17 protein-coding genes and 1 pseudogene are annotated in these 24,650 nt (G+C 70.2%); 7 read left to right on the top strand and 11 right to left on the bottom strand.

The annotated features are described in order from the left end of the window. The 5 genes from D3105_RS20335 to D3105_RS20315 form a co-directional block, all read left to right on the top strand. On the top strand, positions 1 to 332 hold a 332-nt coding region (locus D3105_RS20335; RefSeq protein ID WP_133305696.1), incomplete at its 5' end, for a response regulator transcription factor. Between the two features lie 114 nt (positions 333 to 446). Then, positions 447 to 1,721, top strand: a complete 1,275-nt coding sequence (locus D3105_RS20330) for an HRDC domain-containing protein (protein WP_118904535.1) — start codon at positions 447 to 449, stop codon at positions 1,719 to 1,721. A gap of 31 nt (positions 1,722 to 1,752) precedes the next feature. Next, a complete protein-coding gene (locus D3105_RS20325) occupies positions 1,753 to 2,451 on the top strand; it encodes a ferritin-like domain-containing protein (protein WP_118904534.1) in 699 nt (232 codons plus the stop codon). Between the two features lie 150 nt (positions 2,452 to 2,601). Beyond that, positions 2,602 to 3,822: a thiolase family protein gene (locus tag D3105_RS20320; RefSeq protein ID WP_018514505.1), complete on the top strand. Its 1,221-nt coding sequence runs from the start codon at positions 2,602 to 2,604 to the stop codon at positions 3,820 to 3,822. Continuing rightward, positions 3,819 to 5,948, top strand: a complete 2,130-nt coding sequence (locus D3105_RS20315) for a 3-hydroxyacyl-CoA dehydrogenase NAD-binding domain-containing protein (RefSeq protein ID WP_118904533.1) — start codon at positions 3,819 to 3,821, stop codon at positions 5,946 to 5,948. Before D3105_RS20320 ends, D3105_RS20315 begins: the two co-directional genes overlap by 4 nt. A gap of 72 nt (positions 5,949 to 6,020) precedes the next feature. On the opposite strand, the gene D3105_RS20310 is transcribed toward D3105_RS20315, so the two are convergent. The 7 genes from D3105_RS20310 to galE all read right to left on the bottom strand — a co-directional run bounded on the left by D3105_RS20310 (position 6,021) and on the right by galE (position 17,276). After that, the gene (locus D3105_RS20310) at positions 6,021 to 6,764 is read right to left on the bottom strand and encodes an Ig-like domain-containing protein (protein ID WP_118904532.1); all 744 of its coding nucleotides are present in this window, start codon (positions 6,762 to 6,764) and stop codon (positions 6,021 to 6,023) included. 12 nt (positions 6,765 to 6,776) lie between these two features. Then, entirely contained in the window at positions 6,777 to 7,577 is an 801-nt protein-coding gene (locus D3105_RS20305) for a rhamnogalacturonan acetylesterase (protein WP_240646969.1), read from the bottom strand. Continuing rightward, a complete protein-coding gene (locus tag D3105_RS20300) occupies positions 7,567 to 12,111 on the bottom strand; it encodes a bifunctional glycosyltransferase/CDP-glycerol:glycerophosphate glycerophosphotransferase (protein WP_118904531.1) in 4,545 nt (1,514 codons plus the stop codon). Before D3105_RS20300 ends, D3105_RS20305 begins: the two co-directional genes overlap by 11 nt. Positions 12,112 to 12,122: 11 nt before the next feature. Next, the gene (locus tag D3105_RS20295) at positions 12,123 to 13,355 is read right to left on the bottom strand and encodes a CDP-alcohol phosphatidyltransferase family protein (RefSeq protein WP_118904530.1); all 1,233 of its coding nucleotides are present in this window, start codon (positions 13,353 to 13,355) and stop codon (positions 12,123 to 12,125) included. 181 nt (positions 13,356 to 13,536) lie between these two features. Further along, entirely contained in the window at positions 13,537 to 15,066 is a 1,530-nt protein-coding gene (locus tag D3105_RS20290) for a hypothetical protein (protein WP_118904529.1), read from the bottom strand. Beyond that, complete coding sequence (locus D3105_RS20285) at positions 15,063 to 16,160, bottom strand: hypothetical protein (protein ID WP_118904528.1); 1,098 nt, start codon at positions 16,158 to 16,160, stop codon at positions 15,063 to 15,065. The genes D3105_RS20290 and D3105_RS20285 overlap by 4 nt, the downstream gene beginning before the upstream one ends. Before the next feature lie 75 nt (positions 16,161 to 16,235). Next, positions 16,236 to 17,276 (bottom strand): UDP-glucose 4-epimerase GalE, encoded by a 1,041-nt coding sequence (gene galE / locus D3105_RS20280; protein ID WP_118904527.1) that lies wholly within the window; start codon positions 17,274 to 17,276, stop codon positions 16,236 to 16,238. Positions 17,277 to 17,454: 178 nt separating this feature from the next. On the opposite strand from galE, the gene D3105_RS20275 reads away from it, so the two are divergent. Together D3105_RS20275 and D3105_RS20270 are read left to right on the top strand one after the other, a co-directional pair. Beyond that, the gene (locus D3105_RS20275; RefSeq protein ID WP_118904526.1) at positions 17,455 to 18,534 is read left to right on the top strand and encodes an LCP family protein; all 1,080 of its coding nucleotides are present in this window, start codon (positions 17,455 to 17,457) and stop codon (positions 18,532 to 18,534) included. Between the two features lie 39 nt (positions 18,535 to 18,573). After that, positions 18,574 to 18,981: an NTP pyrophosphohydrolase gene (locus tag D3105_RS20270; protein WP_118904525.1), complete on the top strand. Its 408-nt coding sequence runs from the start codon at positions 18,574 to 18,576 to the stop codon at positions 18,979 to 18,981. Here D3105_RS20270 and D3105_RS20265 read toward each other — a convergent pair. The 4 genes and pseudogenes from D3105_RS20265 to D3105_RS20250 form a co-directional block, all read right to left on the bottom strand. Continuing rightward, positions 18,978 to 20,444 (bottom strand): amino acid permease, encoded by a 1,467-nt coding sequence (locus D3105_RS20265; protein ID WP_118904524.1) that lies wholly within the window; start codon positions 20,442 to 20,444, stop codon positions 18,978 to 18,980. The genes D3105_RS20270 and D3105_RS20265 overlap by 4 nt on opposite strands. A gap of 189 nt (positions 20,445 to 20,633) precedes the next feature. After that, entirely contained in the window at positions 20,634 to 22,547 is a 1,914-nt protein-coding gene (gene dxs, locus D3105_RS20260; protein WP_118904523.1) for a 1-deoxy-D-xylulose-5-phosphate synthase, read from the bottom strand. 184 nt (positions 22,548 to 22,731) lie between these two features. Next, positions 22,732 to 23,802: pseudogene (locus D3105_RS20255) on the bottom strand (sugar ABC transporter permease); the annotation flags it as partial. Next, the gene (locus D3105_RS20250) at positions 23,799 to 24,548 is read right to left on the bottom strand and encodes an ATP-binding cassette domain-containing protein (protein ID WP_118904536.1); all 750 of its coding nucleotides are present in this window, start codon (positions 24,546 to 24,548) and stop codon (positions 23,799 to 23,801) included. The gene D3105_RS20250 and the pseudogene D3105_RS20255, both read right to left, overlap by 4 nt. Positions 24,549 to 24,650: the final 102 nt, after the last annotated feature.

The following is a 24,650-nucleotide window of genomic DNA, read 5'->3' as shown; positions in this document are numbered from 1 at the left end:
GCGTGAAGGGCTACGTCGTCACCGGCACCCGAACCAACATCGGCCACCCCACCCGCCCCGGCGTCGCCCCCATCGGCGCCAACGCGGCCCGGATGCACCGCAGGCCTCCCGGTTCCCCGAGCCACCCGGGCGGCTACCGCGAACTCTCCGGACGCGAGGTGGAGGTGCTCCGCCTGGTCGCCGAAGGCCAGTCCAACAAGGCCATCGGCGTCTCGATGGGCCTCTCCGCCCTGACCGTGAAGTCCCACCTCGCCCGCATCGCCCGCAAGCTCGGCACCGGAGACCGCGCCGGAATGGTCGCCGTCGCCCTGCGGACGGGCATCATCCACTGACCGCACCCCCGCCGGGACGTGCACCGATGCGTCTCCGGCTGGAATACGTGCACGGAGCCCGTCGACGGAACGTTCCGTCGACGGGCTCCGTGCATACACAGATACCCTTGACACGTGACCGACGCCCAAGAGACCGCAGCAGACACTTCACTGCGAACCACCGGGGGCGCTCCCCCGGACGACGTCGCCCCGGCGCCGATCCCCTTGCTGGAGCCACGCGAGGGCATTCCCCCGGTGGTGACGTCCGACGACGCCCTCGCCCGGGTGATCGCCGCCTTCGCCGCCGGCAGCGGCCCGGTGGCCGTCGACGCCGAGCGCGCCTCGGGGTATCGCTACGGCCAGCGCGCCTACCTCGTACAACTGCGCCGCGAGGGTGCGGGCAGCGCCTTGGTCGACCCGGTCGGCTGCCCCGACCTCTCCGGCCTCGGCACCGCTTTGAGCGGCACCGAGTGGATCCTGCACGCCGCGACCCAGGACCTGCCGTGCCTGCGGGACATAGGCATGACCCCCACCTCGCTGTTCGACACCGAGCTGGCCGGGCGGCTCGCGGGCTTCCCGCGTGTCGGCCTCGGCGCGATGGTGGAGAACGTCCTCGGATACGCCCTGGAGAAGGGCCACTCCGCGGTCGACTGGTCCACCCGCCCGCTGCCCGAGCCCTGGCTGCGCTACGCCGCACTCGACGTGGAGCTCCTGATCGACCTGCGCGACGCGCTGGAGGATGAGCTGGAGCGGCAGGGCAAGCTGGAGTGGGCCCGCGAGGAGTTCGACGCCATCGCCGCCGCGCCGCCGGCCCCGCCCCGCAAGGACCCCTGGCGGCGTACGTCGGGCATGCACAAGGTGCGCCGGCGCCGTCAGATGGCCGTCGTCCGGGAGCTGTGGACCACGCGTGACCAGGTCGCCCAGCGCCGGGACGTCTCGCCGGGCAAGGTGCTCGGCGACGCCGCGATCGTCGAGGCCGCGCTCGCGCTGCCGGTCGACGTGCAGGCCCTGACCGCGCTGCCGGGATTCGGCCACCGCATGGGACGCCGTCAGCTGGAGCAGTGGCAGGCGGCCGTGGACCGGGCCAAGGCGCTGCCGGAGTCGGCGCTGCCGCAGCCGGGCCAGCAGCCGGCCGGGCCGCCCCCGCCGCGCTCCTGGGCCGACAAGGACCCGGCCGCCGCCGCCCGGCTCTCGGCCGCCCGCACGGCGGTCTCCGAGCTGGCGGAGCGCCTGCACATGCCCCAGGAGAACCTGATCACCCCGGACACCGTGCGCCGGCTCTGCTGGGAGCCGCCGAAGAACCCGACGCCGAGCGCCGTCGAGGACACCCTCGCCGGGTACGGGGCGCGGAACTGGCAGATCCAGCAGGTGGCCCCGCTCCTGGTCCGGGCGCTGGACGCCACCGTCTGACGCCCGCGCGGAGCGGACCCGGGGGGCGGGCATGGGGACCAGGGCGTACGGCGACTGGATACGCGACTTCGAGGCGGCGCGCCGCGAACGGGCCGAGCGGGGCGATCCGGAATGGCGGATCGCCGTCCCCCTGCACCCCGCGATCCGACGCAGCGTGCAGCGTTTCCAGGTCGGCGAGGACGGCGACGGCGCCGAGCTGATCACCAAAGCCGAGGCGGCCGGTGACACGGAGTACGCGTCGGCGGTGCGGATGTTCGTCGCGGAGGAGCGAAATCACGCCAGGTTGCTGGCGCTTCTGCTGGCCTCCGGCGGCGCGCCGGTGATCGCCTCGCACTGGAGCGACCGGGTCTTCGTGACGCTCCGCCGCGCCCTGGGGCTCCGCCTCGAACTGCTGGTCCTGATGATCGCGGAGGTGGTCGCGCTGCGGTACTACCGGGCGCTGCGGGACGGGGCCGACGATGCGCTGACGCGGGAGGTGGCGGGGCGGATCCTCGTCGACGAGGAGCGGCACGTGCCCTTCCACTGTCACCGGCTGCGCCGGTCGCTGGGCCCGCTGCCGCCGCCGCTGCGGGTGCTGGTGACCTCCGGGTGGCGGGCCGCCCTGGCCGCGGTCGCGCTGGTGGTGGCCGTGGACCACGGTCCCGCGCTGCGGCGGCTGGGGGTCGGGCGGGGGCGGTTCGTGGCGGAGGTGGTCCGGTCCTCGGGGCCGATCGCGGCGACGATGCGGTGAGAGGGAGGCCGCCCGGAGTGGTGTGACCTTCGACGCTCCGGCCGTGGGGGGTGGGCAGTCTGGTTACCCGCAAGTAGCATGATGGCAGGCGGTGCGCCCCCGTGGCGCGCCCCGCAGCAGTGCCATCCCGCACCCTGGAGGAGAGCCACCGTGCCTCGTACCATCCGGGACGTCGTCTTCGTCGACGGCGTCCGCACCCCGTTCGGCAAAGCGGGCCCGAAGGGCATCTACCACGAGACCCGCGCCGACGACCTCGTCGTGAAGGCCATCCGGGAGCTGCTGCGCCGCAACCCGGACCTGGACCCCAAGAAGATCGACGAGGTCGCCATCGCCGCGACCACGCAGATCGGGGACCAGGGCCTCACGCTGGGCCGCACCGCCGGAATCCTGGCCGGTCTGCCGCAGTCCGTCCCCGGCTACTCGATCGACCGCATGTGCGCGGGCGCGCTGACCGCCGTCACGTCGACGGCCGGTTCCATCGCCTTCGGCGCGTACGACGTCGTCGTGGCCGGTGGCGTCGAGCACATGGGCCGCCACCCGATGGGCGAGGGCGTCGACCCGAACCCGCGCTTCGTGTCGGAGAAGCTGGTCGACGAGTCCGCCCTGTTCATGGGCATGACGGCGGAGAACCTGCACGACCGCTACCCCACGATCACCAAGCAGCGCGCCGACGAGTACGCGGTGCGCTCGCAGGAGAAGGCCGCCAAGGCGTACGCCAACGGCAAGATCCAGCAGGACCTGGTACCGGTGTCGGTGCGCCGCACCAACGCCGAGGCGGGCGAGACGGGCTGGGGCCTGGTCACCGCCGACGAGCCGATGCGCCCGGGCACCACGCTGGAGTCGCTGGCCGGTCTGAAGACCCCCTTCCGCGCCCACGGCCGCGTGACGGCCGGTAACGCCGCGGGTCTCAACGACGGCGCCACCGCATCCCTGCTCGCCGCCGAGGACGTCGCCCGCGAGCTGGGCCTCCCGGTCAAGATGCGCCTCGTGTCGTACGCCTTCGCGGGCGTCGAGCCGGAGGTCATGGGTTACGGCCCGATCCCGGCGACCGAAAAGGCGCTGGCCCAGGCCGGTCTGACCATCGACGACATCGGCCTCTTCGAGATCAACGAGGCGTTCGCCGTGCAGGTGCTCGCCTTCCTGGAGCACTACGGCATCGCCGACGACGACGCCCGCGTCAACCAGTACGGCGGCGCCATCGCGTACGGCCACCCGCTCGCCTCCTCCGGTGTCCGGCTCATGACGCAGCTGGCCCGGCAGTTCGAGGAGCAGCCCGAGGTCCGCTACGGCCTGACGACGATGTGCGTCGGCTTCGGCATGGGCGCCACGGTCATCTGGGAGAACCCGAATTTCGACGGAGGCAACAAGTGAGCTCCACCACTGAGCTTCTGAAGGGTGCGGCCGAGCTGTTCCCCGGCGAGGTCGTCACGCAGGCGCACGTACGCCACCTGGACCTGCCGTTCGGCGCCGGGCGGTTCGCGCTCATCACGCTGGACAACGGCCTGGACCACACCAAGCCGACCACCTTCGGACCGCAGTCGCTGGCGAACCTGAACGCCGCGATCGACCAGGTCGAGAAGGAGGCCGCCGAGGGCACCATCACCGGCATCGGCCTCACCGGCAAGCCGTTCATCTTCGCGGTCGGCGCCGACCTCAAGGGCGTCGAGCTGCTGAGCCGTCACGAGGACGCGCTGGCCATCGGCAAGGGCGGCCACGACGTCTTCCGCCGGCTCTCCGGCCTCGCGGTCCCCACCTTCGCGTACTACAACGGCGCGGCGATGGGCGGCGGTGTCGAGGTCGGTCTGCACTGCACCTACCGCACCGTCTCGAAGGCGCTCCCGGCGTTCTCGCTGCCCGAGGTCTTCCTCGGTCTGGTCCCCGGCTGGGGCGGCTGCGCGCTGCTCCCGAACCTGATCGGCGCGGACCGCGCGGTCTCGGTGATCATCGAGAACTCGCTGAACCAGAACCGTCAGCTCAAGGGCAAGCAGGTCTTCGAGCTCGGCATCGCGGACGCGATCTTCGAGGGCGCGGACTTCCTGGAGCAGTCGCTCGTGTGGACCGCGAACGTGCTCAAGGGCGCGATCACGCCTCAGCGCGCCGAGGTCGACCGCGGCGACGCCTGGGACGCGGCTGTCGCCCGCGGCCGGGCCATCGCCGACTCCAAGGTGCACGGTGCGGCCCCGGCGGCGTACCGCGCGCTGGACATCATCGCGGCGGCCAAGGACGGCGACCTGTCCGCCGGCTTCGACGCCGAGGACCAGGCGCTCGCGGACCTGATCATGGGCGGCGAGCTGCGCAGCGGCATCTACGCCTTCAACCTGGTCCAGAAGCGCGCCAAGCGCCCGGCCGGCGCCCCGGACAAGAACCTGGCCCGCCCGGTCACCAAGGTCGGCGTCGTCGGCGCCGGTCTGATGGCCTCGCAGCTGGCGCTGCTGTTCCTGCGCCGCCTGGAGGTCCCGGTCGTCCTCACGGACATCGACCAGGAGCGCGTCGACAAGGGTGTGGGCTACGTCCACGCCGAGATCGAGAAGCTGCTCGGCAAGGGCCGCATCAACCAGGACAAGGCCAACCGCCTCAAGGGCCTGGTCTCCGGTGTCCTCGACAAGGCCGAGGGCTTCGCGGACGCGGACTTCATCATCGAGGCCGTCTTCGAGGAGATCGGCGTCAAGCAGCAGGTGTTCGCGGAGGTCGAGGCGGTCGCCCCGGCGCACGCGATCCTCGCCACCAACACCTCCTCGCTGTCGGTGACCGAGATGGCGTCGAAGCTGAAGAACCCCGAGCGGGTCGTCGGCTTCCACTTCTTCAACCCGGTCGCGGTCCTCCCGCTGCTGGAGATCGTGCGCGGCGAGCAGACGGACGACGCCTCGCTGGCCACCGCGTTCGGTGTGGCCCGGAAGCTGAAGAAGACCGCGGTCCTGGTCAAGGACGCCCCGGCGTTCGTCGTCAACCGCATCCTCACCCGCTTCATGGGCGAGATCCAGAACGTCATCGACGAGGGCACCCCGGTCGAGGTCGCGGAGAAGGCCGTCGAGCCGCTCGGCCTGCCGATGTCCCCGCTGGTGCTCCTGGAGCTGGTCGGCCCGGCCATCGGCCTGCACGTCTCCGAGACCCTGAACCGCTCCTTCCCGGAGCGCTTCACCGTCTCGCAGAACCTCGCGGCGGTCGTGAAGGCCGGCAAGCGCGGTTTCTACGTCTACGACTCCGGCGCGCCGGTCCTCGACCCCGAGGTCGCGGCGCTCCTCAAGCAGGGCGACACCGTCCTGACCGAGGAGCAGACGCGCGACCGCGTGCTCGACGCGGTGGCGCAGGAGATCGGCCTGATGCTGGAGGAGGGCGTCGTCGCCGAGGCCCAGGACATCGACCTGTGCCTGATCACCGGTGCGGGCTGGCCCTTCCACCTGGGCGGCATCACGCCGTACCTGGACCGTGAGGGCGTCTCCCAGCGAGTGAACGGCAAGCCGTTCCTGGCGCAGGGTGTGGCGAGCGTGCCCGCGTAGCTCACGCGGTGTGAACGAGGGCGGGCCGTCCAGGAGGATTCCTGGACGGCCCGTTCGCGTGTGCGCGGGAGCTCAGTGGGTCGGGGCGGAGCGACGCAGAACGCCGGGAACGGCGTCCAGATCTCCGACATGGACCGTCACTCGTCCCCGGACCGGGACGCCGGTGCCCGGATCGAGTACGTAGTCGAACCAGTCGTACCCCAGGTGCCCGTGGAACGGGTCGTAGACCACCGAACCGTCCGGTTCGACCGCGGTGACGCCGTGCCGGGCGGGGCCGACGCCGATGAGCCGGACGCCCTCGCCCAAGCCATCGGTGAGGCCCTTGAGGACCCCGCGGTGCCCCGGCATCAGCAGCAGGCTGCGGCCCTGCGGAGGCAGTGCGGCCACCCGGAAGCCGCGGTCCTTGACCGAGAAGGTCGTGGAGGTGAGCCCCTTGCCGCCGTCGGCGATGATGCCCGCTCGCAGGACGGGGACCAGAAAGGCGTCGGGCGGCACGTAGGTGTTCACCCGGAGGGTGAACCTGGCGACGCGTTGCTCGCCGGGCCCCGTCGATGTGGCGTAACGCTCGCCCGAGGGCAGCATGCTCACACCGACCATGTTCCCGATGGTGGCGACCCGCGTGAACGACTGCGCCATGAGGTAGCCGTAGTAGCGCGTTCCGTTGCCGTGCGGGGTCAGGGTCCACTCGAAACCGATCTGTTCGCCGGGGCGGACCGGCAGCTCGGGATCATGGTCGCTGCGCAGCTCCGACTGGCAGACGATCGAGGGGGCGTCGCTCTGGACGCTGTGGAAGCGGGCCAGGATGAAGGTGCTCATGTCGTCCGCCTCTCAACCCTTGCCCAGGGTGCGCGCTCGGGTCAGTGCTTCATGGGTCGCGTCGTCGAGCCAGGTCACCGCGTCCGGCGGGAAGTGCCGGCGGTCCAGGTCACGGGCCCAGTGCGCGGGGATGATCTGCTCGGCCACCAGCGAGTAGGCGACGAAGCGCGCGCAGGCGATCGCTCCGGCCGGCACCAGGTGGCCCGGGTCGTGGAAGCCCTCGGGGTAGTTCGGGTGCTCGTTCGGTCCCAGGTGCACGAAGAACGGACGCACGCCTTCCGGGCCGAGCTCAGCCCACCAGCCGCGGCTCTGACCGTAGAGGTCGATGTAGGGGACGCTGCATTCGGCCGCCACGCCCGCCTGCGCCATCACGTACTCCGTGATGCTCTGCGGCAGATTGCCGTGGACATCGTGGGTGTCCCGCTCGTGCGGGCTGACGAGGACCGGATGCGCGTTGCGCTCCCGCGCTCCGTCGATGAACCGGCGCAGGTAGACCGGGAAGTCGCCGTAGGCCTCGGTCCGGAGCCACTCCTCGGGCTTGCCGTCGTTGATGCCGAAGGAGGCGAGCAGATAGTCCCCCGGGCGGATGTTCGCCAGGATCCAGTCGAGGCGGCCACGGTCGCTGAACGTCCGCGTGCTCGCTCCGGCCCGGGCACAGTTCACGACCTCCACCTCGGGTGCGAGGAAGAGGTGGAGCACCTGGCCCCAGCCGGTCATGGGGGCCTTGCTCATCTCGCGTGTCACGACCGCCGACCCTCCGGCCAGGAAGATCCTGGGCGGCCCCGCCGGCGAGAGGTTCCCGTCACACCGCACGCTCCCACCCTCCTTCCCGCACCAGGTGACGCGCGTCGTAGAGGTCGGCCTCGGCGCCCAGGGGGGCCGCGTCGAGGTGCGCGGCGGGGGCGGACAGCTCGCCCACCGGTCCGGACGGCCCGAGGTCGGCGGCGTTCGTGTCGCCCAGGGCGTCGATCTCCTCGTACACCCGCTCGCAGTTGCCGTCCCCGCGGTACGCGAAGAAGTGCTCGGCCCGCTCCCGGTAGGGGCTCTCGACCGTGAACCCGCGTGCCACGGCCGCGATGATCTCGTCGACCGCCTCGTCCACCGTGCGGCAGACCGGACCGAAGCCGTGTTCCGACAGGTTGAAATAGCCCCGCTTGTAGTGCCGTCCGTAGAAGTCCTCCTCGTCGAAGGGGACGTGGACGAGCGGAATTCCCATATAGGCCACGTCGAAGAAGACCGACGAATAGTCCGTGACCATGAGAGAGCACTCCTTCATGGCCTGCTGGACGTTGCGGGTCTTCGGGTCGGCGACCTTGATGGCGGGGGAATCCATACGGAAGTTGTGCAGGTACGGCCGGATCTCGTAGTGCGGGAAGAACTCCAGGTCGACGCCGAAGCGTTCCAGCGCCGTCGCGAGCCGCCGGTCGGACAGCAGTGACCGGTAGAAGCGGAAGTACTCGGACTGGGTGAAGGCCGTCTTGGCCGGCCCCGCCGACTTCTTGTAGGAAGCCGTCACGATCCACTGCCGCCAGGTCGGCATGAGCAGAATCCTCGGCCGCTCGACCGGCTCCCGGCGCAGTGCGTCGAAGCGGGGCAGACCCGCCAGCACCGCGCGGTCCCCGTACCCGGCCTCCAGCGCCAGGTACTCGCGCTCCTGGCGTCCGGTGGTGACGATCATGTCGTAACTCGTGATCCGCTGGTCCACGCCGGCGGTCACGTCGTTGTAGATGATTCCGTGCTGCAGGAAGACCCGTTGGTACTTCAGCAGCTCGCCGAACCGGTGCAGGAAGAGCACCTTCCGGTAGCCCTCGGGAACCAGGTAGGACTCGGAGTCGTAGGAGCCGATGAGCTTGGTCGCGTGCAGCAGGTACATCCGGTGCTTGAACGAACCGAGCTTGATCACCCTGCCGAAGCGGGCGACCTTGGCGTAGTCGGCGGACTTGCCGTCGATGACGTAGTACGCCTTGCGGCGCTTGCGGTGTGTCCGCATCCACTTGAAGAAGTGGTACGAGTTGTCCTGGGCGGTGTCCGTGCGCTCACCGATGAGCCAGATCTCCCGGGAGTTGAGGAACGGGTACGTCAGCCAGTAGGCAAGGCGCATCCGCCACCCGGGGTTGCGGGTCTTGAGGATGCGGATCTCACGAGCCGCGCGCCACAGGGTGTGTCTGGCCCGGGCCCCGATCTTCCGGTCGATCAGACGGAGGTGGAGCGCCTCCTGACCACCGATGGTGAGCATGTAGCGGTGCCGGCCGATCCGCCCGGGGCCCTTGAGCCGGTGGAGCGGAAGCCGTGCCTTCATGACGACGTTGCGCTGGCGCGACCGGTCCACCCGGTGGACCCGGAGCCGGAAGTCCCCGACCCCGAACCCGCCGCGGACCAGGGACGCGAGGGGGATCTCGGCGTACCAGCCGGCGTAGAGGTCGCGGCCGTTGCGGGAGTTCCAGAGGTCACGCCGGGCCACCTGCCGCAGCTCCACGCTGATCTTGGCCTTCGCCGTCTGGTAGACGAACTCCATCGGGTTGTGCAGCGGGCCGCTGATGTCCATCCCGGGGAAGGACATGCAGCCCTCGACGACCAGCACGTCGCCGCGGGTGCGGACCGACTCCACCACGACGTTGGGGTCGTTGACCCGCGCGGCCCGGGTGTTTCCCGCACCGCCGTCGAAGCTGCGGTGGAATCCGTCGTCGTCGATCTCCAGCCTCAGCTCGGCCCCGGCGAGGAACGGCGCCGGGTCCCGGAAGAGTTCGAAGTTGCCGCTCTTGGCCGCGTAGTGGTCGAGCTGCTGAACCGCGTTGGTCGCGAACTCCAGAATGACCTCGTCGGGTATCTGGGTGTAGTGCCGGTGGATGTCCGGGAACATCTCCGCCAGCTGGGCCCGCCCCATGACGTTGCGTGCGTTGCACAGGAAGCCCTTGTACGTACGCGTCACGTAGCGCTGGAACATGCGCCGGATGTCGGACCGCTCGGTGGCGGTGTAGTTCAGCAGGAAGTGGTTGAGCCGCAGGTGGTCACGGTAGTTGGCCGGCTTGCTCCACAGCGAGTCCATGATGGACGAACCGTCGGGGCGGCCCCGGTAGTAGTAGACGGGGCGGTCGACGATGCTGATCGCCCCGGCCTTCAGCATGCTCGGCAAAGTGACCCAGGAGTCCTCGAAGTGGACCCCCTCGCCGAACCGTACGCCCAGCCTGCGCAGCAGGTCGGTGCTGAACACCTTGTTGCAGGCGGAGCCGCTGAAGATGAGGTCGGGCACCTCGGCGAAGTCGTCGATGCGGCGGTCCCCGCCGCCGAAGTACTTCTTCCACGGCCCGTACGGCCGGTCCGGGAAGTTCACGAGGTCGCCGACGACCACCTCGGAGCCGTCCCGCCAGGCCGCCTGGAGCATCAGGGAGAGCGCCTGCTCCCCGAGGATGTCGTCGGAGTCGAGGAAGGTGACATAGGGGGCGGTGACCCGGTCGAGGCCGTTGTTGCGGGCGTTTCCGAGCCCGCCGTTCTGCTGGTGGACCACGGTCACGTTGGCGTAGTACCCGGCGAATTCGTCCAGGATCCGGGGCGTCTCGTCGGTCGCGCCGTCGTCGACCAGGATGACCTGGGTGGCCGCGAAGCCCTCCTGGGCGGCGAGGGAGCCCAGGCAGTCGTCCAGGTACTTGGCCACGTTGTAGCAGGGGACGACGACGGCCATCTCGAAGGGGTGTTCCTGGGTGGCGAAGGGCCGGTGGAGCCGGCCGCGCCACCACATCCACGGCGCATCGGGGTCGCTCTGGGCCAGGTCGAAGGTCCGGCGGCCCGCCGTCGCGCCGCGCAGGGCGAGGTTTCCGCTGACGGTGCGATAGCCCTCGTAGTCCTCACCGTCCGAGGTGAAGCAGAGCCCGCCGAGTTCGGCGTCGCGCACGTTGAGAGGCGAACGCGAACGAGCCCGGTTCCACTCGACGACAAGGGAGACGTTCCAGACCGTGCTCTCCGCACGGTCCTCGCCGATCAGCCGCGCGAGGTCCACCGCCCCGCCGAACGAGACGAATCGGTCGTCGATCTCGACGCCCGGCACGGGGGCGGTGACGTCCTTCTTGGTGTGCCGATTGCGAACGGCCAGGGTGAGCTTGAGGTCGTCGCCCGTCTTGATCCGCCCGAACCGGTTGACCAGCCGTCCCTGGAACCGCAGTGTCGACGGCTCGTCGAGCGACCAGCTGTCGAGCTGGGCGAAGAGCGGCTCACGGACGAGCTTGTCCTGCGTCAGACCGAGTTCGGTGACATCGAGCATGCGCCGGGCGTTCGGCAGATGCAGATGGTCTCCCGACCAGTAGACGCGCCCTTCCTGCTCCAGGAGGAAGGACGAGAGCACACTCTTGCGCTGCGCGTAGTCCAGCGTCGTCAGCGCGGCCTCGATCTCCTGGTACATGACGAGGTACGCCCGCACCCGGTCCACGGGATCGCACAGTTCGAAGGCCTCGTCACTGACCGAGAACAGATAGTTGCTCGCGATCTCCGCGAAGCCCTGCTGGAACTCGGGGTCGCCCTCGGCGAGCGCCCGCATGTACAGCCGGAGGTCGTGCGCGAGGAACTTGGAGTCCTTGCGGACCTTGAGCTGCCACAGACCGCGGTCGAGGAGGAAGGCGTCCGTGGCGCGGTGCACGGCGACCCGGTCCCTGATGCTGCGCAGTTCGCCGGTGCGGCCGGTGATCGAGCCGCCGTCGGGCTCCCACATCCACCGGTACACGGGGTCGGTGATGACGGTGATGCCGTCGGCGAGGCAACCGGCGACGGTGGAGAAGTAGGTGTCCTCGTAGAAGACCCCCTCGGGGAACCACACGCCCGCCCCTCGCAGGAAGTCCGTGCGATACAGCTTCGCCGCCGCGATGGGGTCGGTCAGCATCAGGGGGAAGTCCGCGAGGCCGGGCACCGTACGCGCCATGGCGTACACCTCCGGAGCCCATGCCTCGCTGTCGCCGGTGGCCCGGTTGACCCGGATCGCCCGGCCCGCCGTGATGTCGCTGCCGCTCTCCAGCGCACCGGCCAGCAGCAGCTCGCACGCCCGGGGCGGGAGTTCGTCGTCGGAGTCCAGGAACAGCACGTACCGGCCGGCCGCCTGGGCGATGCCCATGTTGCGGGGTGCGCCCACCCCGCCGCTGTTCACCGGCCTGCGCAGCACCCGGACCCGGTTGTTGTTCCCCCCGAAGCTCATGACGACGTCGAGGGTGTTGTCGGTCGAGGCGTCGTCGACGACGATCACCTCGACGCGTTCGTACGTCTGGTTGACGGCCGACTGCAGCGCCTTCCCGATCGTCGTGGCCGCGTTGTAGGCGGGAATGACGACCGTCACCCAGACGTCAGGGGTGTCCTGTTCGTAGCTCATCCGAAGCTCCCTCACTCGCCCGGGAAACCGTGTTGCTGATGTGGCTGGTGGGTGTGGGGGGCGTAGATGGGGCGCGCCTGTCGCAGAGGCTGTGTCTCCCAGTCGTACACGCGCTCCCCGGGCTGCTGGGACTCGGGCGCGTACGGTGGCCAATCGCTCGGGGCGAGCGGCTCGTAGGGCTGCGGATAGGGCTGGAACCCGGGGTCGTCCTCCGGCTGCGGGTTGAGCAGCTCGGTTTCGGCCAGGATCTGTTCGGGCATCCCGCGGCGGTGCCGACCGCGGTGGAGGTGGGGGGCGATGCTGCCGGCCTCGCTCGGAGCGGCCGCGTTCAGCTCGGCCATGACGGCGGTGAAGTCGCGGGTGGAGAGCCAGAACTTGTACATGATGATGAGCTCGAAGACGCCCATCAGGACCGCCGAGACCACGGTCGTCAGCAGGATGTGGCCGATCAGCGGCCCCACGATGAAGATGAACATCTGGAACTCGATGCCACTGATCAGATGGGGTCTGATCCGGCTGCGCAGCAGAGCCTGACGGACCCTGAGGTACCAGGGGAACCGGTGGCGGAACTGGGCGTGCAGGTCGACGACCTGGGCGTCGCCCGCCTGCTCCTTGAGCAGCTCGGCCTCGGCCTCGGGGTTCTCGCGCAGGAGATCCTCCATGAACCGGACCTTCGGCGCCTCCTCCTCGGCCCGGGAGGCGGCGGCAGCGGCTTCCGCCTCCTGCTGCTCCTTGGTGACCTTCTCGATCTTCGCCCGCATCGACATGCGCATCTTGTAGATCTGGAGGGCGTCGACGTAGCGGAGCATGTCGAGGAAGACGACCATCAGCGCGGCGAGCAGAAACCTTTCGTCCTCGCTGCGGAGGTACTGGCCGCCCATCAGGGCCAGGGCGCAGAAGAGCACCCGGATACGGTCGAAGACGTAGTCGAGCCAGCCGCCGAAGACCGTGCCGTTGCCCTTGAGCCGGGCGAGCTTTCCGTCGATGCAGTCGAGGATGAAGCTCAGGTGGTACAGCGCGGCCCCGATGAGCAGGGACTGGGTGTCGCCCTTGAGGAAGAACCCGGCGGAGCCGAGGCCGACGAACAGCGCGGCCCAGGTGACCCGGTTGGGAGTGATGAAGCCGAACCGCGCCATGACGATGAGCATGCGGGTCGCGACCGGGTCCACCAGGACCACCGTCCACCAGGCGTCACGCTTCTTGCAGGTGAGCTTCTGGACGGCGCGCAGGGACAGCTTGGCCATAACCCCTCAGTCACGAGAACGACAGCGAACACCTCCGTTCCGAATGGAGGGCCTCCATGTTCACGTAACCCCCGTGGGTTCTTCACATGAGAGATTCTTAGAGATTACCAAATGTTCACCAGTGAACCATCAGGTTTCCTACCTGTCGGATCGCGAAGTGATCACATTCGACGACGGGGCGTCACGGTGTGTGCCATGAACCGAAGGTGAGGGCCCCGTTCGGTGACTGTCGGTTCGCCACCGACAGCCGGCCCGCCGCGTCGACCGTCGCCAAGGTCACTCCGCCTGTGCGGTCGTGGACCATCGCGGGCATCCGGGGTGAGCGCGCGCCGAGGTCGTCCCACCAGACCCCCGTGTCGGGCCTCCCCTGGGCGTGGGCGCCGACCACACAGGTGCCGCCGGGCCCGGAGCGCACGAGGGCGGAGTACGTCCAGCCCTCCGCCGCGATGCCGGACGCCCCGGTGACGGGCCCCGCGCCGTCCGCACCACCGACCGGCAGGGCGGACCCGAAACCCGGCTGCCAGACGCAGGGCTCGTTCGTGTGCAGGTCCCGGGAGAGGAGTGTGCCGGGCTCGGGACCGGCCGCCAGCGAGCCCGGAGCCGGGGAGAGGGGGACGGTCCGGTCCTCGGTCCAGACCCCGCCGGCGCCGGTCCGGTGCCACCGCACCACGGCGGCGGAGTCCCTGGCTCGGGCGTAGAGCTCGACCTCGCCCCGGGCCGTGGTCACCGTCACGATCTCGTCGGCGACCCGGGCACCCCTCAGATGCTGCCACGGCGCCCAGCGTCCGTCCGCCCCCTGTGCACGGACGCTGATGCTGTGTCCGAAGTTCCGGACGAAGACGAACAGGCTGCCGGACGCGTCGAAGCCCGCGGCCGGGAACCCGACCTCGCGGCTCTTGTGCCGGTCGCCCGGGTTGGGACTGCCGAGGGAGTGCCAGGGAGTGAGCGGGCCGCCCGTGCGGTACTGCGCGGCCCGCACGACGGCGACGTCCTCCCCGCCGTCCTTCCGCGGCGTCCTGCGCAGTGCCAGAAGATGGACGAAGCCGTGCAGGTCGCGGAGTACCGCGAGACCGGGCATCAGGTGCGGTCCGGCCAGCCGCTCGGGGCCCTGCCAGACGAGGCCGCCCGGTTCCCACTGGGTCCAGCGCAGCACACCGCCCGCCGAGGGCAGAAAGGCGCTCAGCCTTCCGTCGAAGCCCTCGACCAGCCAGTGGGCCGTGTGCGGGTAGCGGAGCACGGTGGCGGCGTCGGCCCCTTCGTCCGCCCCCGCCCTGCGGCAGTCGACGAAGACCGGCTCGCCGGTGCTGTGCTGGTACTCCCGGGCGGCCGCGAGCGCGTCGAGTGCCGTTGCCGCGTGTCCGGGCGGTACGTCGTGCACCGGCACACCCGCGGTGTCGTCGTACCCCGACCGGACCGGATCGGGGTCCGGCAGGAGCAGCCGTTGCGGGCGGAGTTCGTGGAACTGGCTCAGCAGTTCCTCCTTGCCGCCGCCTTGCTGCACCGTCAGCGTCCGCGGGGCGTGGGAGACCCGGCAACCGCGCCCCTCGGCCTCGACGAGGGCACGGTCCAGAGCCGCCCGGCCCGCCTTGTCGTCGCCCTCGGTGCAGAGCACGGTGATGTCGGCGGCGTCCCGCTGAAGGGCGACGAGCGGAACGGCGTCGCGGTGCTTCGCTGCGACGACCGTCACCCTCGGGAGAGCGGCGGTGCTCATATCAGCCTCCAGTCGCTGAGGGTCAGGCCCGGGCCGTCCTCCTGGCGTGCGGCCGTCGGCCTGCCCTCGGTGTCCAGGACCGCCACCACCAGGCGCCCCTCCCCGTCGCGCGCGATCGAAGGGTCGCCCTGGCAGCGCATCGCGGTGTCGGTCCACCACACACCGGACTGCTCGTCCTCCGTCGCGCACACACCGAGATTGACGGTCCCGGTGATCCCCCGGACGGCCAGCACCGTGCAGTCGAAGCCGTCGAGCGAGGTCCTCAGCGCGGCGATGCGACCGTCCGCCGGGGCCCCTCCCAGCGGCAGGGGCCAGGATCCGGGCCGGAGGGCGACCACGCCTCCGCCGCCCGCGTCGGTCAGGTAGTAGGTGATCCGGCCGGGACCGGTCTCCAAAGGGGTCGCCGAGCCCGGCACCGGGACCACCCCCGCCGCCTCGGCCGGTTCCAGGGCCGCACCGGTCTTCGCCTGGCGCAGGTACAGGGCCGATACCCGGGTGGGAACGAGGACCTCCACCAGGCCGGTTGAGGTCGCCGCGGGGACGGGGGCGTCCGTCGCGCCGGCTGCCGGAAGGCTCTTCCAGGCCCCCCAGGCGCCCTTCGCGTCCTCGCGGCGCAGCTCCACCGAGCCGGAGCCGGTCGGGACACAGACGTGGAGCGCGCCGTCGGATGTGACGACGCCCGTGGGCGCACCCACTTCCCCGGCCGTCCCGATGTCCTTGTGGGGGTTCCCGAGCGCATGCCACTGAGTCATGGGCCGGGCCGTCTGGTACTGGGTGGCGTACATGACGTCGACCCGGGACCAGCCGTCTCCCGTCGGCCGCGTGCGGAGCCCCAGGAAGTGCGCGTAGCGGTTCTCGCCGTGCACCACACTCACGTGGGTCACACCCTTGGCCGGGAGGACCTCCGGCCCCTGCCAGCGATCACCGCCGACCGTGTTCTGCGTCCACCGCAGGACCGCGTCCCGCACGGAAACGTAGGCCGTCAGCCTGCCGTCGTATCCGGGCACGAGCCAGGGCCCGCCGAGAGGGCGGCCGAAGCCGGCTGCGGGTGAGTCGTTCCGCCGGGCGGCCGGACGTGGGGAGGCGCTGGGCATGGTCGTCGCCCTCCCGGGCAGGTGGTCCTCGCCGTGCGAGGGAGCGGAATCGGTCAGGGGCGGTGAGCGGTCGGCTCAGACGGGCCGAGCCGAGGCGGTGGTGAGCGGTCCGGGCCTGGCCCCGGCGGGGTCGCGCAGCGCGGCCGGATGCCGCAGGCACCAGCCCGCCCAGGCCGACTCCACCATCCGCCGGGCGTCATGGGCCGCCGACCAGTCCAGCTCCTCGCGGATCCGGTCCGCCGAGGCGACGACACGGGCCGGGTCACCCGGCCGACGCGGGGCGGAGGCCGGCTCCGCGGCAGGACCGTACCCCGTCACCTCGCCGATCAGCGCGATCATTTCGCGCACCGAAACCCCCTCCCCCCGGCCGATGTTGAGCGTCAGATCCGATCCCGGTCCCCTCCCGACGAGCGCTCGGGCCACCGACAGGTGGGCCGAGGCGATGTCGTCGACATGGATGAAGTCGCGGACGCAGGTACCGTCGGCGGTGTCGTAGTCGTCCCCGAAGACGACCGGGGCAGCGCCCTGGGTGAGCTTCTCGAAGACCATGGGCACGAGGTTGAAGACGCCGGCGTCGGCGAGGTGGGGCGCCGCAGCGCCCGCCACGTTGAAGTAGCGCAGCGAGGCCGTGGCCATGCCGTGCGCCTGCCCCGCCGCGCGCACCATCCACTCACCGGCGAGCTTGGTCTCGCCGTAGGGGTTGATGGGGGCGCAGGGAGTGTCTTCCGTCACAAGCGCCACGTCCGGCATTCCGTACACGGCCGCGGACGACGAGAAGAGGAACGCGTCCACCCCGCTGTCGACCGCCGCCTCCAGGAGCGTCCGGAGCCCTTCGACGTTCTCGCGGTAGTAGTGGAGCGGGCGCTCCACGGACTCGGCCACCTGCTTCTTGGCCGCGAGGTGCACCACGCCGCGTACTGACAGCTCCTTCATGGCGCGTCGCAGGCCGGCGGCGTCGAGCGTCGAGCCACGGACGAAGGGCACGCCGTCCGGCACGCGCCCGCTGTCGCCGGTGGAGAGGTCGTCGTAGACGGCGACCCTCTCACCGGCCTTCGCCATCGCCCGTACGACGTGAGCTCCGATGTAGCCCGCGCCGCCTGTGATCAACCAAGTCATGAGCGAATAATAGTTCGATGCCCCGATCTCCCTTTACTCGCATCGGCATACGAGGTCCAGCGCTCATCTGTTCTATAGTGCTCGGTCAGTCGAACATTCACGGACCGGCCACACCCCCCACCCGAGTCCCCCGTACTCCCCGCCCCTGCGGGCCATGAGATTTGAGGACTCGCGCACGATGAGCAACGACGAGACGACCCCGGGCCCCCGCGCCTCCCGACGTGCGGCGAAGCCCCGCAAACGCCGCCGCGGCCTCAAGATCACGCTCGGTGTCCTGCTCGTCCTCGCGCTCGCCACCGGTGGCACCCTCTACTGGCTCTACAGTCAGCTCGACGGGAACATCAAGGGCGTCGACATCAACAAGGCGCTCGGTGAGGACCGTCCGGAGAAGCTCCCCACCAGCGGGCAGAACCTGCTGGTCCTCGGCTCGGACTCGCGGGCCGGGGCGGAGAACAAGGAGCTGGGCGGCGGAGGCGCCGTCAGCGGCGCGCGCTCGGACACCGCGATGGTGGTGCACATACCCGAGGGGCGGTCGAAGGCCGTCGCCGTCTCCATCCCGCGCGACACCCTGGTGACCCGGCCCGAGTGCGTCAAGGACGACGGCTCGGCGGTGGCGGGCAAGGAGCGCGTCATGTTCAACTCCGTCTACGCGCAGGTCGGTCCGGCTTGTGTGGTGAAGACGGTGGAGAAGATGTCCGGCGTCCGCATCGACCACTACCTGGAGATCAACTTCGCCGGGTTCAAGGACCTGGTCGACGCCATCGGCGGGGTCACCGTCGACGTACCGCAGGACATCGACGACAAGGCGTCCGGGCTGCACCTCACCGCGGGCCCGCAGAAGCTGGACGGCACCGAGTCCCTGGCGTACGTCCGGACCCGGCACGGCATCGGCGACGGCAGCGACCTCGGCCGCATCGGGCTCCAGCAACAGTTCCTGATGGCCCTGCTGAGCGAGGTCAAGTCGCAGGACCTGCTGGGCAGCCCGGCGAACTCGTACAAGATCGCCAAGTCCGCCACCAAGTCGCTCACCACGGACTCCTCCCTCGCCTCGCTCACCTCGCTGGCGGAGTTCGCCCGCTCCATGAACGGTGTCGACCCGGCCTCCATGGAGACGATCATGCTGCCGGTGGCGTACGACAAGATCGACCCGAACCGGGTCATCGCCTCCGAACCGCAGTCGGGTCAGCTGTGGAAGGCGATCCGCGAGGACACCACGATCCCCGAGGAAGCGAAGAAGTCCCCCGCCACCGGAGGCTGACGGGCCGTCGTACCGCTCCCCCCGTGACACCCTGCCGGGATGAGCGAGGACGAAGCGGTGCTGGTGATCGTGGACGGCGCCAACGTGGTCGGGTCCGTGCCCGACGGCTGGTGGCGGGACCGGCGCGGGGCGGCGGTCCGGCTGCGCGACTCCCTGGTCCCGTACGCCACGGCCGGGCTTCCCGGTCTGCCCGGACCGGTCGAGATCGTGCTCGTGGTCGAGGGAGCCGCCCGGGGCGTCGTATCCGTGGCCGGGGTCCGGGTCGATTCGGCCCCCGGCAGCGGCGACGATCTGATCGCCGGGCTGACGGCCGCCGCAGGCCCCGACCGGGAGTGCGTCGTCGTCACCTCCGACCGCGGACTGCGGCAGCGGGTCGAGGCGTACGGGGCCCGGTGCGTGGGACCCCGTACGGTGCGGCTGCCGCCGCCACCGGAGCGGGAGCGCTAGCGCCCTTCCCTGGCCATCCGGCTGTGGGAGCGCCCGTACGCGAAGTAGACGATGACGCCGATGACCATCCAGGCACCGAAGCGGACCCAGGTCTCCACCGGCAGGTTGAGCATCAGCCAGACCGAGGCGGCCACCGAGAGGATCGGGAGAAGCGGGACCAACGGCGTACGGAACGCGCGGGGCAGGTCCGGCTGGGTGCGGCGCAGGACCAGGACGCCGAGGGCGACGACGACGAACGCGAAGAGCGTGCCGATGTTCACCAGGGTGGCGAGTTCCTCGATGCTGGTGAACCCGGCGATGATCGCGATCACCACGCCGAGCAGGATCGTCGGCCGGTACGGGGTGCGGAAGCGCGGGTGGGTCTTGGAGAAGAAGCGCGGGAGCAGGCCGTCCCGGCTCATCGCGAAGAAGACGCGGGTCTGGCCGAGCAGCAGGATCATGCAGACCGTGGTGAGACCGACCGCCGCGCCGAAGCTGATCAGACCGGCGTAGAACGGATGCCCGGTGGCCTTGAAGGCGTCGGCGAGCGGGGCGCTGATGGACAGTTCGCTGTAGTGCTGCATGCCGGTGACGACCAGGGAGACCGCCACGTAGAGCACCGTGCAGATCAGCAGCGAGCCGAGGATGCCGCGCGGCATGTCGCGCTGGGGCAGCTTGGTCTCCTCGGCGGCGGTGGCGACCACGTCGAAGCCGATGAAGGCGAAGAAGACGATGGAGGCGGCGGTGAAGATGCCCATCACGCCGAAGTTGGTGGGTTCGTAACCGAACATCAGCTGCACGAGCGGGGCGTCCCAGCCGCCGCCCGTCTCCTGCTTCTCGGCCGGGGGGATGAAGGGCTTGTAGTTCTCGGCCTTGATGAAGAACAGGCCCGCGATGATCACCATGAGGACCACGGCGACCTTGATGGCCACCACGACCGAGGTGACCCGGGCGGAGAGCTTCATGCCGATGACCAGGATGACGGTCAGCACCAGCACCAGGGCGAAGGCCAGGATGTCGAAGCCGAAACCTTCCGCCACGTCGGGGCCCGAGAGCACCTCGGGCATCGTCCAGTCGACGTTGTCCATCAGGGAGCGGACGTAGCCGGACCAGCCGACCGCGACCACCGCGGTGCCCAGGGCGAACTCCAGAACCAGGTCCCAGCCGATGATCCAGGCGACCAGTTCGCCCAGGGAGGCGTACGCGAAGGTGTAGGCGGAACCGGCCACCGGGACGGTGGAGGCGAACTCGGCGTAGCAGAGCGCGGCCAGGGCGCACACGACGCCCGCCGCGACGAACGCGATGGCGGTGGCGGGGCCCGCCGTCTCCTTGGCGACCTGGCCGGTGAGGACGAAGATGCCGGTGCCGATGATGACGCCGACGCCGAAGACCGTCAGGTCCAGGGCGGAGAGGGACTTCCTGAGCCCGTGTTCCGGCTCCTCGGTGTCCCGGATCGACTGTTCGACGGACTTGGTGCGGAACATTCCGTTTCCGCGGGGTGGTGTGACCTGCGCGCTCACCTGCGTACCTCCACGCATTGGTTGTGAACGCCATGATTCGGACCGGCCAGGCACGGGAACGCGCCATCCGGCCCGCTTCACGCGAATGGGCCGGGAGAACCACCCGTACAGGGGCGGTTCTCCCGGCCCGTCGGCCGTACGGAGAGCTGCGGATCAGTCGCGGGCGGGCTCCACCGCGCGGCTCTCGAAGCGGCCGTCGAGCTTGGCGACCAGGCCCGTCACCTGCCGGGCGATGTCCGGCGCGGTCAGCCCGATCTCGGTCATGACCTCGCCACGCGAAGCGTGGTCGAGGAAGACCGGCGGGATGCCGAAGTCGCGCAGCGGTACGTCGACACCGGCGTCGCGCAGGGCCTGGGAGACAGCGGAGCCGACGCCTCCGGCGCGGCTGTTGTCCTCGACGGTGACGACGACGCGGTGGCGCTCGGCGAGCGGGGCGAGCGCCTCGTCGACAGGCTTGACCCAGCGGGGGTCGACGACGGTACTGGAGATGCCCTGGGCGTCCAGCAGGTCGGCGATCTCCAGGCACATCGGGGCGAGCGCGCCGACGGAGACGATCAGGACGTCCGGGCGGGCCGCCTTCGGCTCGCGCAGGATGTCCATGCCGCCGGCCCTGCCGACCGCCTGGACGGCGGGGCCGACCGCGCCCTTGGAGAAGCGGACCACGGTGGGCGCGTCGTCGACGGCGACGGCCTCGCGCAGCTGGGCGCGGACCTGGTCGGCGTCGCGCGGGGCGGCGATCCGGAGGCCGGGCACGCACTGGAGGATCGACATGTCCCACATGCCGTTGTGCGAGGCGCCGTCCGTGCCGGTGATGCCGGCCCGGTCCAGGACGAAGGTGACGCCGCACTTGTGCAGGGCGACGTCCATCAGCACCTGGTCGAAGGCGCGGTTGAGGAAGGTGGCGTAGACCGCGAAGACCGGGTGGAGGCCGCCGGTGGCGAGGCCGGCAGCGGAGACCGCGCCGTGCTGCTCGGCGATGCCGACGTCGTAGATCCGGTCCGGGAAGGCCTCCTCGAACCTGCCGAGGCCGACCGGCTGGAGCATGGCGGCCGTGATGGCGACGATGTCCTCGCGCTCCTGGCCGAGCTTGACCATCTCCTCGCCGAAGACGGAGGTCCAGTCGAGGCCGGAGGTGGAGATGGGCAGGCCGGTGTCCGGGTGGATCTTGCCGACCGCGTGGAAGCGGTCCGCCTCGTCCTCCAGGGCCGGGGTGTAGCCGCGGCCCTTCTCGGTGAGGCAGTGCACGATGACCGGGCCGCCGAAGCGTTTGGCGCGCTGGAGAGCGGATTCCAGGGCCTCGATGTCGTGGCCGTCGATCGGGCCGACGTACTTCAGGCCGAGGTCCTCGAACATGCCCTGCGGCGCGATGAAGTCCTTGAGGCCCTTCTTGGCGCCGTGCAGGGTGTCGTACAGCGGGCGGCCGACGACGGGCGTGCGCTCCAGGAAGTCCTTGCCGCGGGCCAGGAACCGTTCGTAACCGTCGGTCGTACGGAGCGTGGCGAGGTGGTTGGCCAGGCCGCCGATGGTCGGGGCGTAGGAGCGCTCGTTGTCGTTGACGACGATGACGAGGGGGCGGTCCTTGGCGGCGGCGATGTTGTTCAGCGCCTCCCAGGCCATACCGCCGGTGAGCGCGCCGTCACCGATGACCGCGACGACGTGGTCGTCCTTCTTCAGGACCTCGTTCGCCTTGGCCATGCCGTCGGCCCAGCCGAGGACGCCGGAGGCGTGGCTGTTCTCGATGATGTCGTGGTCGGACTCGGCGCGGGAGGGGTAGCCGGAGAGGCCGCCCTTCATCTTGAGGCGGGAGAAGTCCTGGCGGCCGGTGAGCAGCTTGTGGACGTAGGCCTGGTGGCCGGTGTCCCAGAGCACCTTGTCCTTGGGGGATTCGAAGACCCGGTGCAGGGCGATGGTGAGCTCGACGACGCCCAGGTTGGGTCCGAGGTGGCCGCCGGTCTTGGACACCGCGTCCACCAGGAAGGTGCGGATCTCCTCCGCGAGCTGGTCCAGCTCACCGAGGCTGAGCCGGTCCAGGTCGCGCGGTCCCTTGATGCGGGTCAGCAGATCCACCCGTGCCTCCTTGCGTTTGAGCTGATCGAGCGTGCCGATCCGATGAGTCTAATGTTCCGCTACCGGACGTGAGCAGCGGGCGGCCGTGTTCGTAGCGATACCCGGACACGCGCAGGTGCCCGGCAGCCCCTCTCGGGACGCCGGGCACCTGCGCGAACGTGCGGTCAGGCGCGACCCGCGGTCNCGCCGCGATCTTGGAGGCCCAGAACAGGCCGCCGATCGCCGCGAAGGTGCCCGCGATGGAGAAGACGGAGATCCGGATCGCGGTGACGTTGATGCCGGCGCGCCGGGAGGCCTCGACGCTGCCGCCGAGCGCGAAGATCTTCCGCCCGTAGGCCGTCCGGCGGAGCAGGAAGTCCGTGCCGACCAGGACGATCAGGAAGAGGACCAGCGCGAGCGGCAGGCCGCGGTACTGGTTGAACATGTACGCGGCGGCGAAGGCGAACACCGCGAGGACCGCGGTGCGCACGGCGATGTCGGCGATCGGGCGGGACGGGATGCCCGCGGCCTCGCGGCGGCGGGTGTCCAGGAAGGCGGCAGCGAAGTAGCCGACGACCGCGATGGCGGCGAGTCCGTAGGCGGCGGCGACGTCGGTGAAGTAGTACGTGGTCAGCTGGCCGACCACCCCTTCGCCGTCCAGGTTGATCGTGCCGGAGTCGCCGAGCAGCTGGAGCATGAAGCCGAGCCAGAACAGCAGACCGGCCAGGGTGACGGCGAAGGCCGGGGCCCCGATCCGGGCGAAGAAGAAGCCGTGGATCGCGCCCATCACCGCGCCGCTGACGATGGCGACGACGATCGCCAGCCATTCGTTCATGCCCTGGGTGACGCTGAGCACCGCGACCAGGGCGCCGGAGACGCCGGAGACGGAGCCGACCGAGAGGTCGATCTCGCCGAGCAGCAGGACGAAGATGATGCCCACGGCCATCATGCCGGTGGCGACCATGGTGACCGCGATGTCGCTGATGTTCTTCGCGGAGAGGAACTCGGAGTTCAGGCTCTGGAAGACGATGGCGATGATCGCGAGGCCGATGATCACCGGGATCGAGCCCAGGTCACCGCCGCTGATCTTGCGCTTGAACTCGGTGACGTAGCCGGCGAGGCCCTGCTCGCGGATGAGCAGCCGGGGGTCGACGGCCGTGGCGGCGCCCTCGGCGGCGTCCGGGTTGCCGACCGGCGGCGTGTCCACCGGGTCGCTGCCCTTGTCCAGCGAGGTGCTGCTCTTGTCCACCGTGTTGGTGGTCTCGTCGGTGGTCACTTGGAAACCTCCGCGTTGCGCGCCGCACGTCGGGTCACGGCGTTGTCCGTGGCGCCCGTGATGGCGGAGATGATCTCTTCCTGGGAGGTGGTCTTCACATCGAAGACACCGTTGTTCCGGCCCAGCCGGAGCACGGCGACCTTGTCGGCCACGGCCTTCACGTCGGCCATGTTGTGGCTGATGAGGATGACCGCGTGACCGCGCTCGCGCAGCCGCTCGACGAGGTCGAGGACCTGGGCGGTCTGCTCGACGCCGAGGGCGGCGGTCGGCTCGTCGAGGATGACGAGCTTGGGCTCACCGAGCATCGACCGGGCGATGGCCACGGTCTGGCGCTGGCCGCCGGAGAGCGAGGCGATCGGGATACGGACGCTCGGGATCCGGATGGAGACCTCGTCCAGGATGCCGAACTTGCGCAGCTCCCGGCCCAGGTAGAGGTTGCCGACGACATCGATGTTGTCGCACAGCGCGAGGTCCTGATAGACGGTCGCGACGCCCAGGTTCTGGGAGTCGTGCGGCTTGTTGATCTGCACCGCCCGGCCCTCCCACTCGATGACGCCGTCATCGATGGGGTGCACTCCGGCGATCGTCTTGACCAGCGTTGATTTACCGGCGCCGTTGTCGCCGACCAGGGCGACCACCTCGCCGGCGTGGACCTCAAGCTCTACATCGGTGAGTACCTGGACGGCACCGAAGCGCTTGGAGACCCCTCGCAACGCCAACACGGGCGTAGCGGACACATGAACCATCTCCTTCGCCGCCTGACCGGCGGGGATGCCGCACCCGGGGGAAGGCGCGGCGGTGTCGAGCAGAAGAGATACGGGAAGAGCGGTGAAGCGTTCCGTCCGGCG

It is taken from the genome of Streptomyces globisporus, assembly GCF_003501885.1.
Taxonomy (GTDB): domain Bacteria; phylum Actinomycetota; class Actinomycetes; order Streptomycetales; family Streptomycetaceae; genus Streptomyces; species Streptomyces globisporus_D.
The sequence above is the reverse complement of the archived record's forward strand: the minus strand, read 5'-3'. Positions and strand labels throughout refer to the sequence as shown.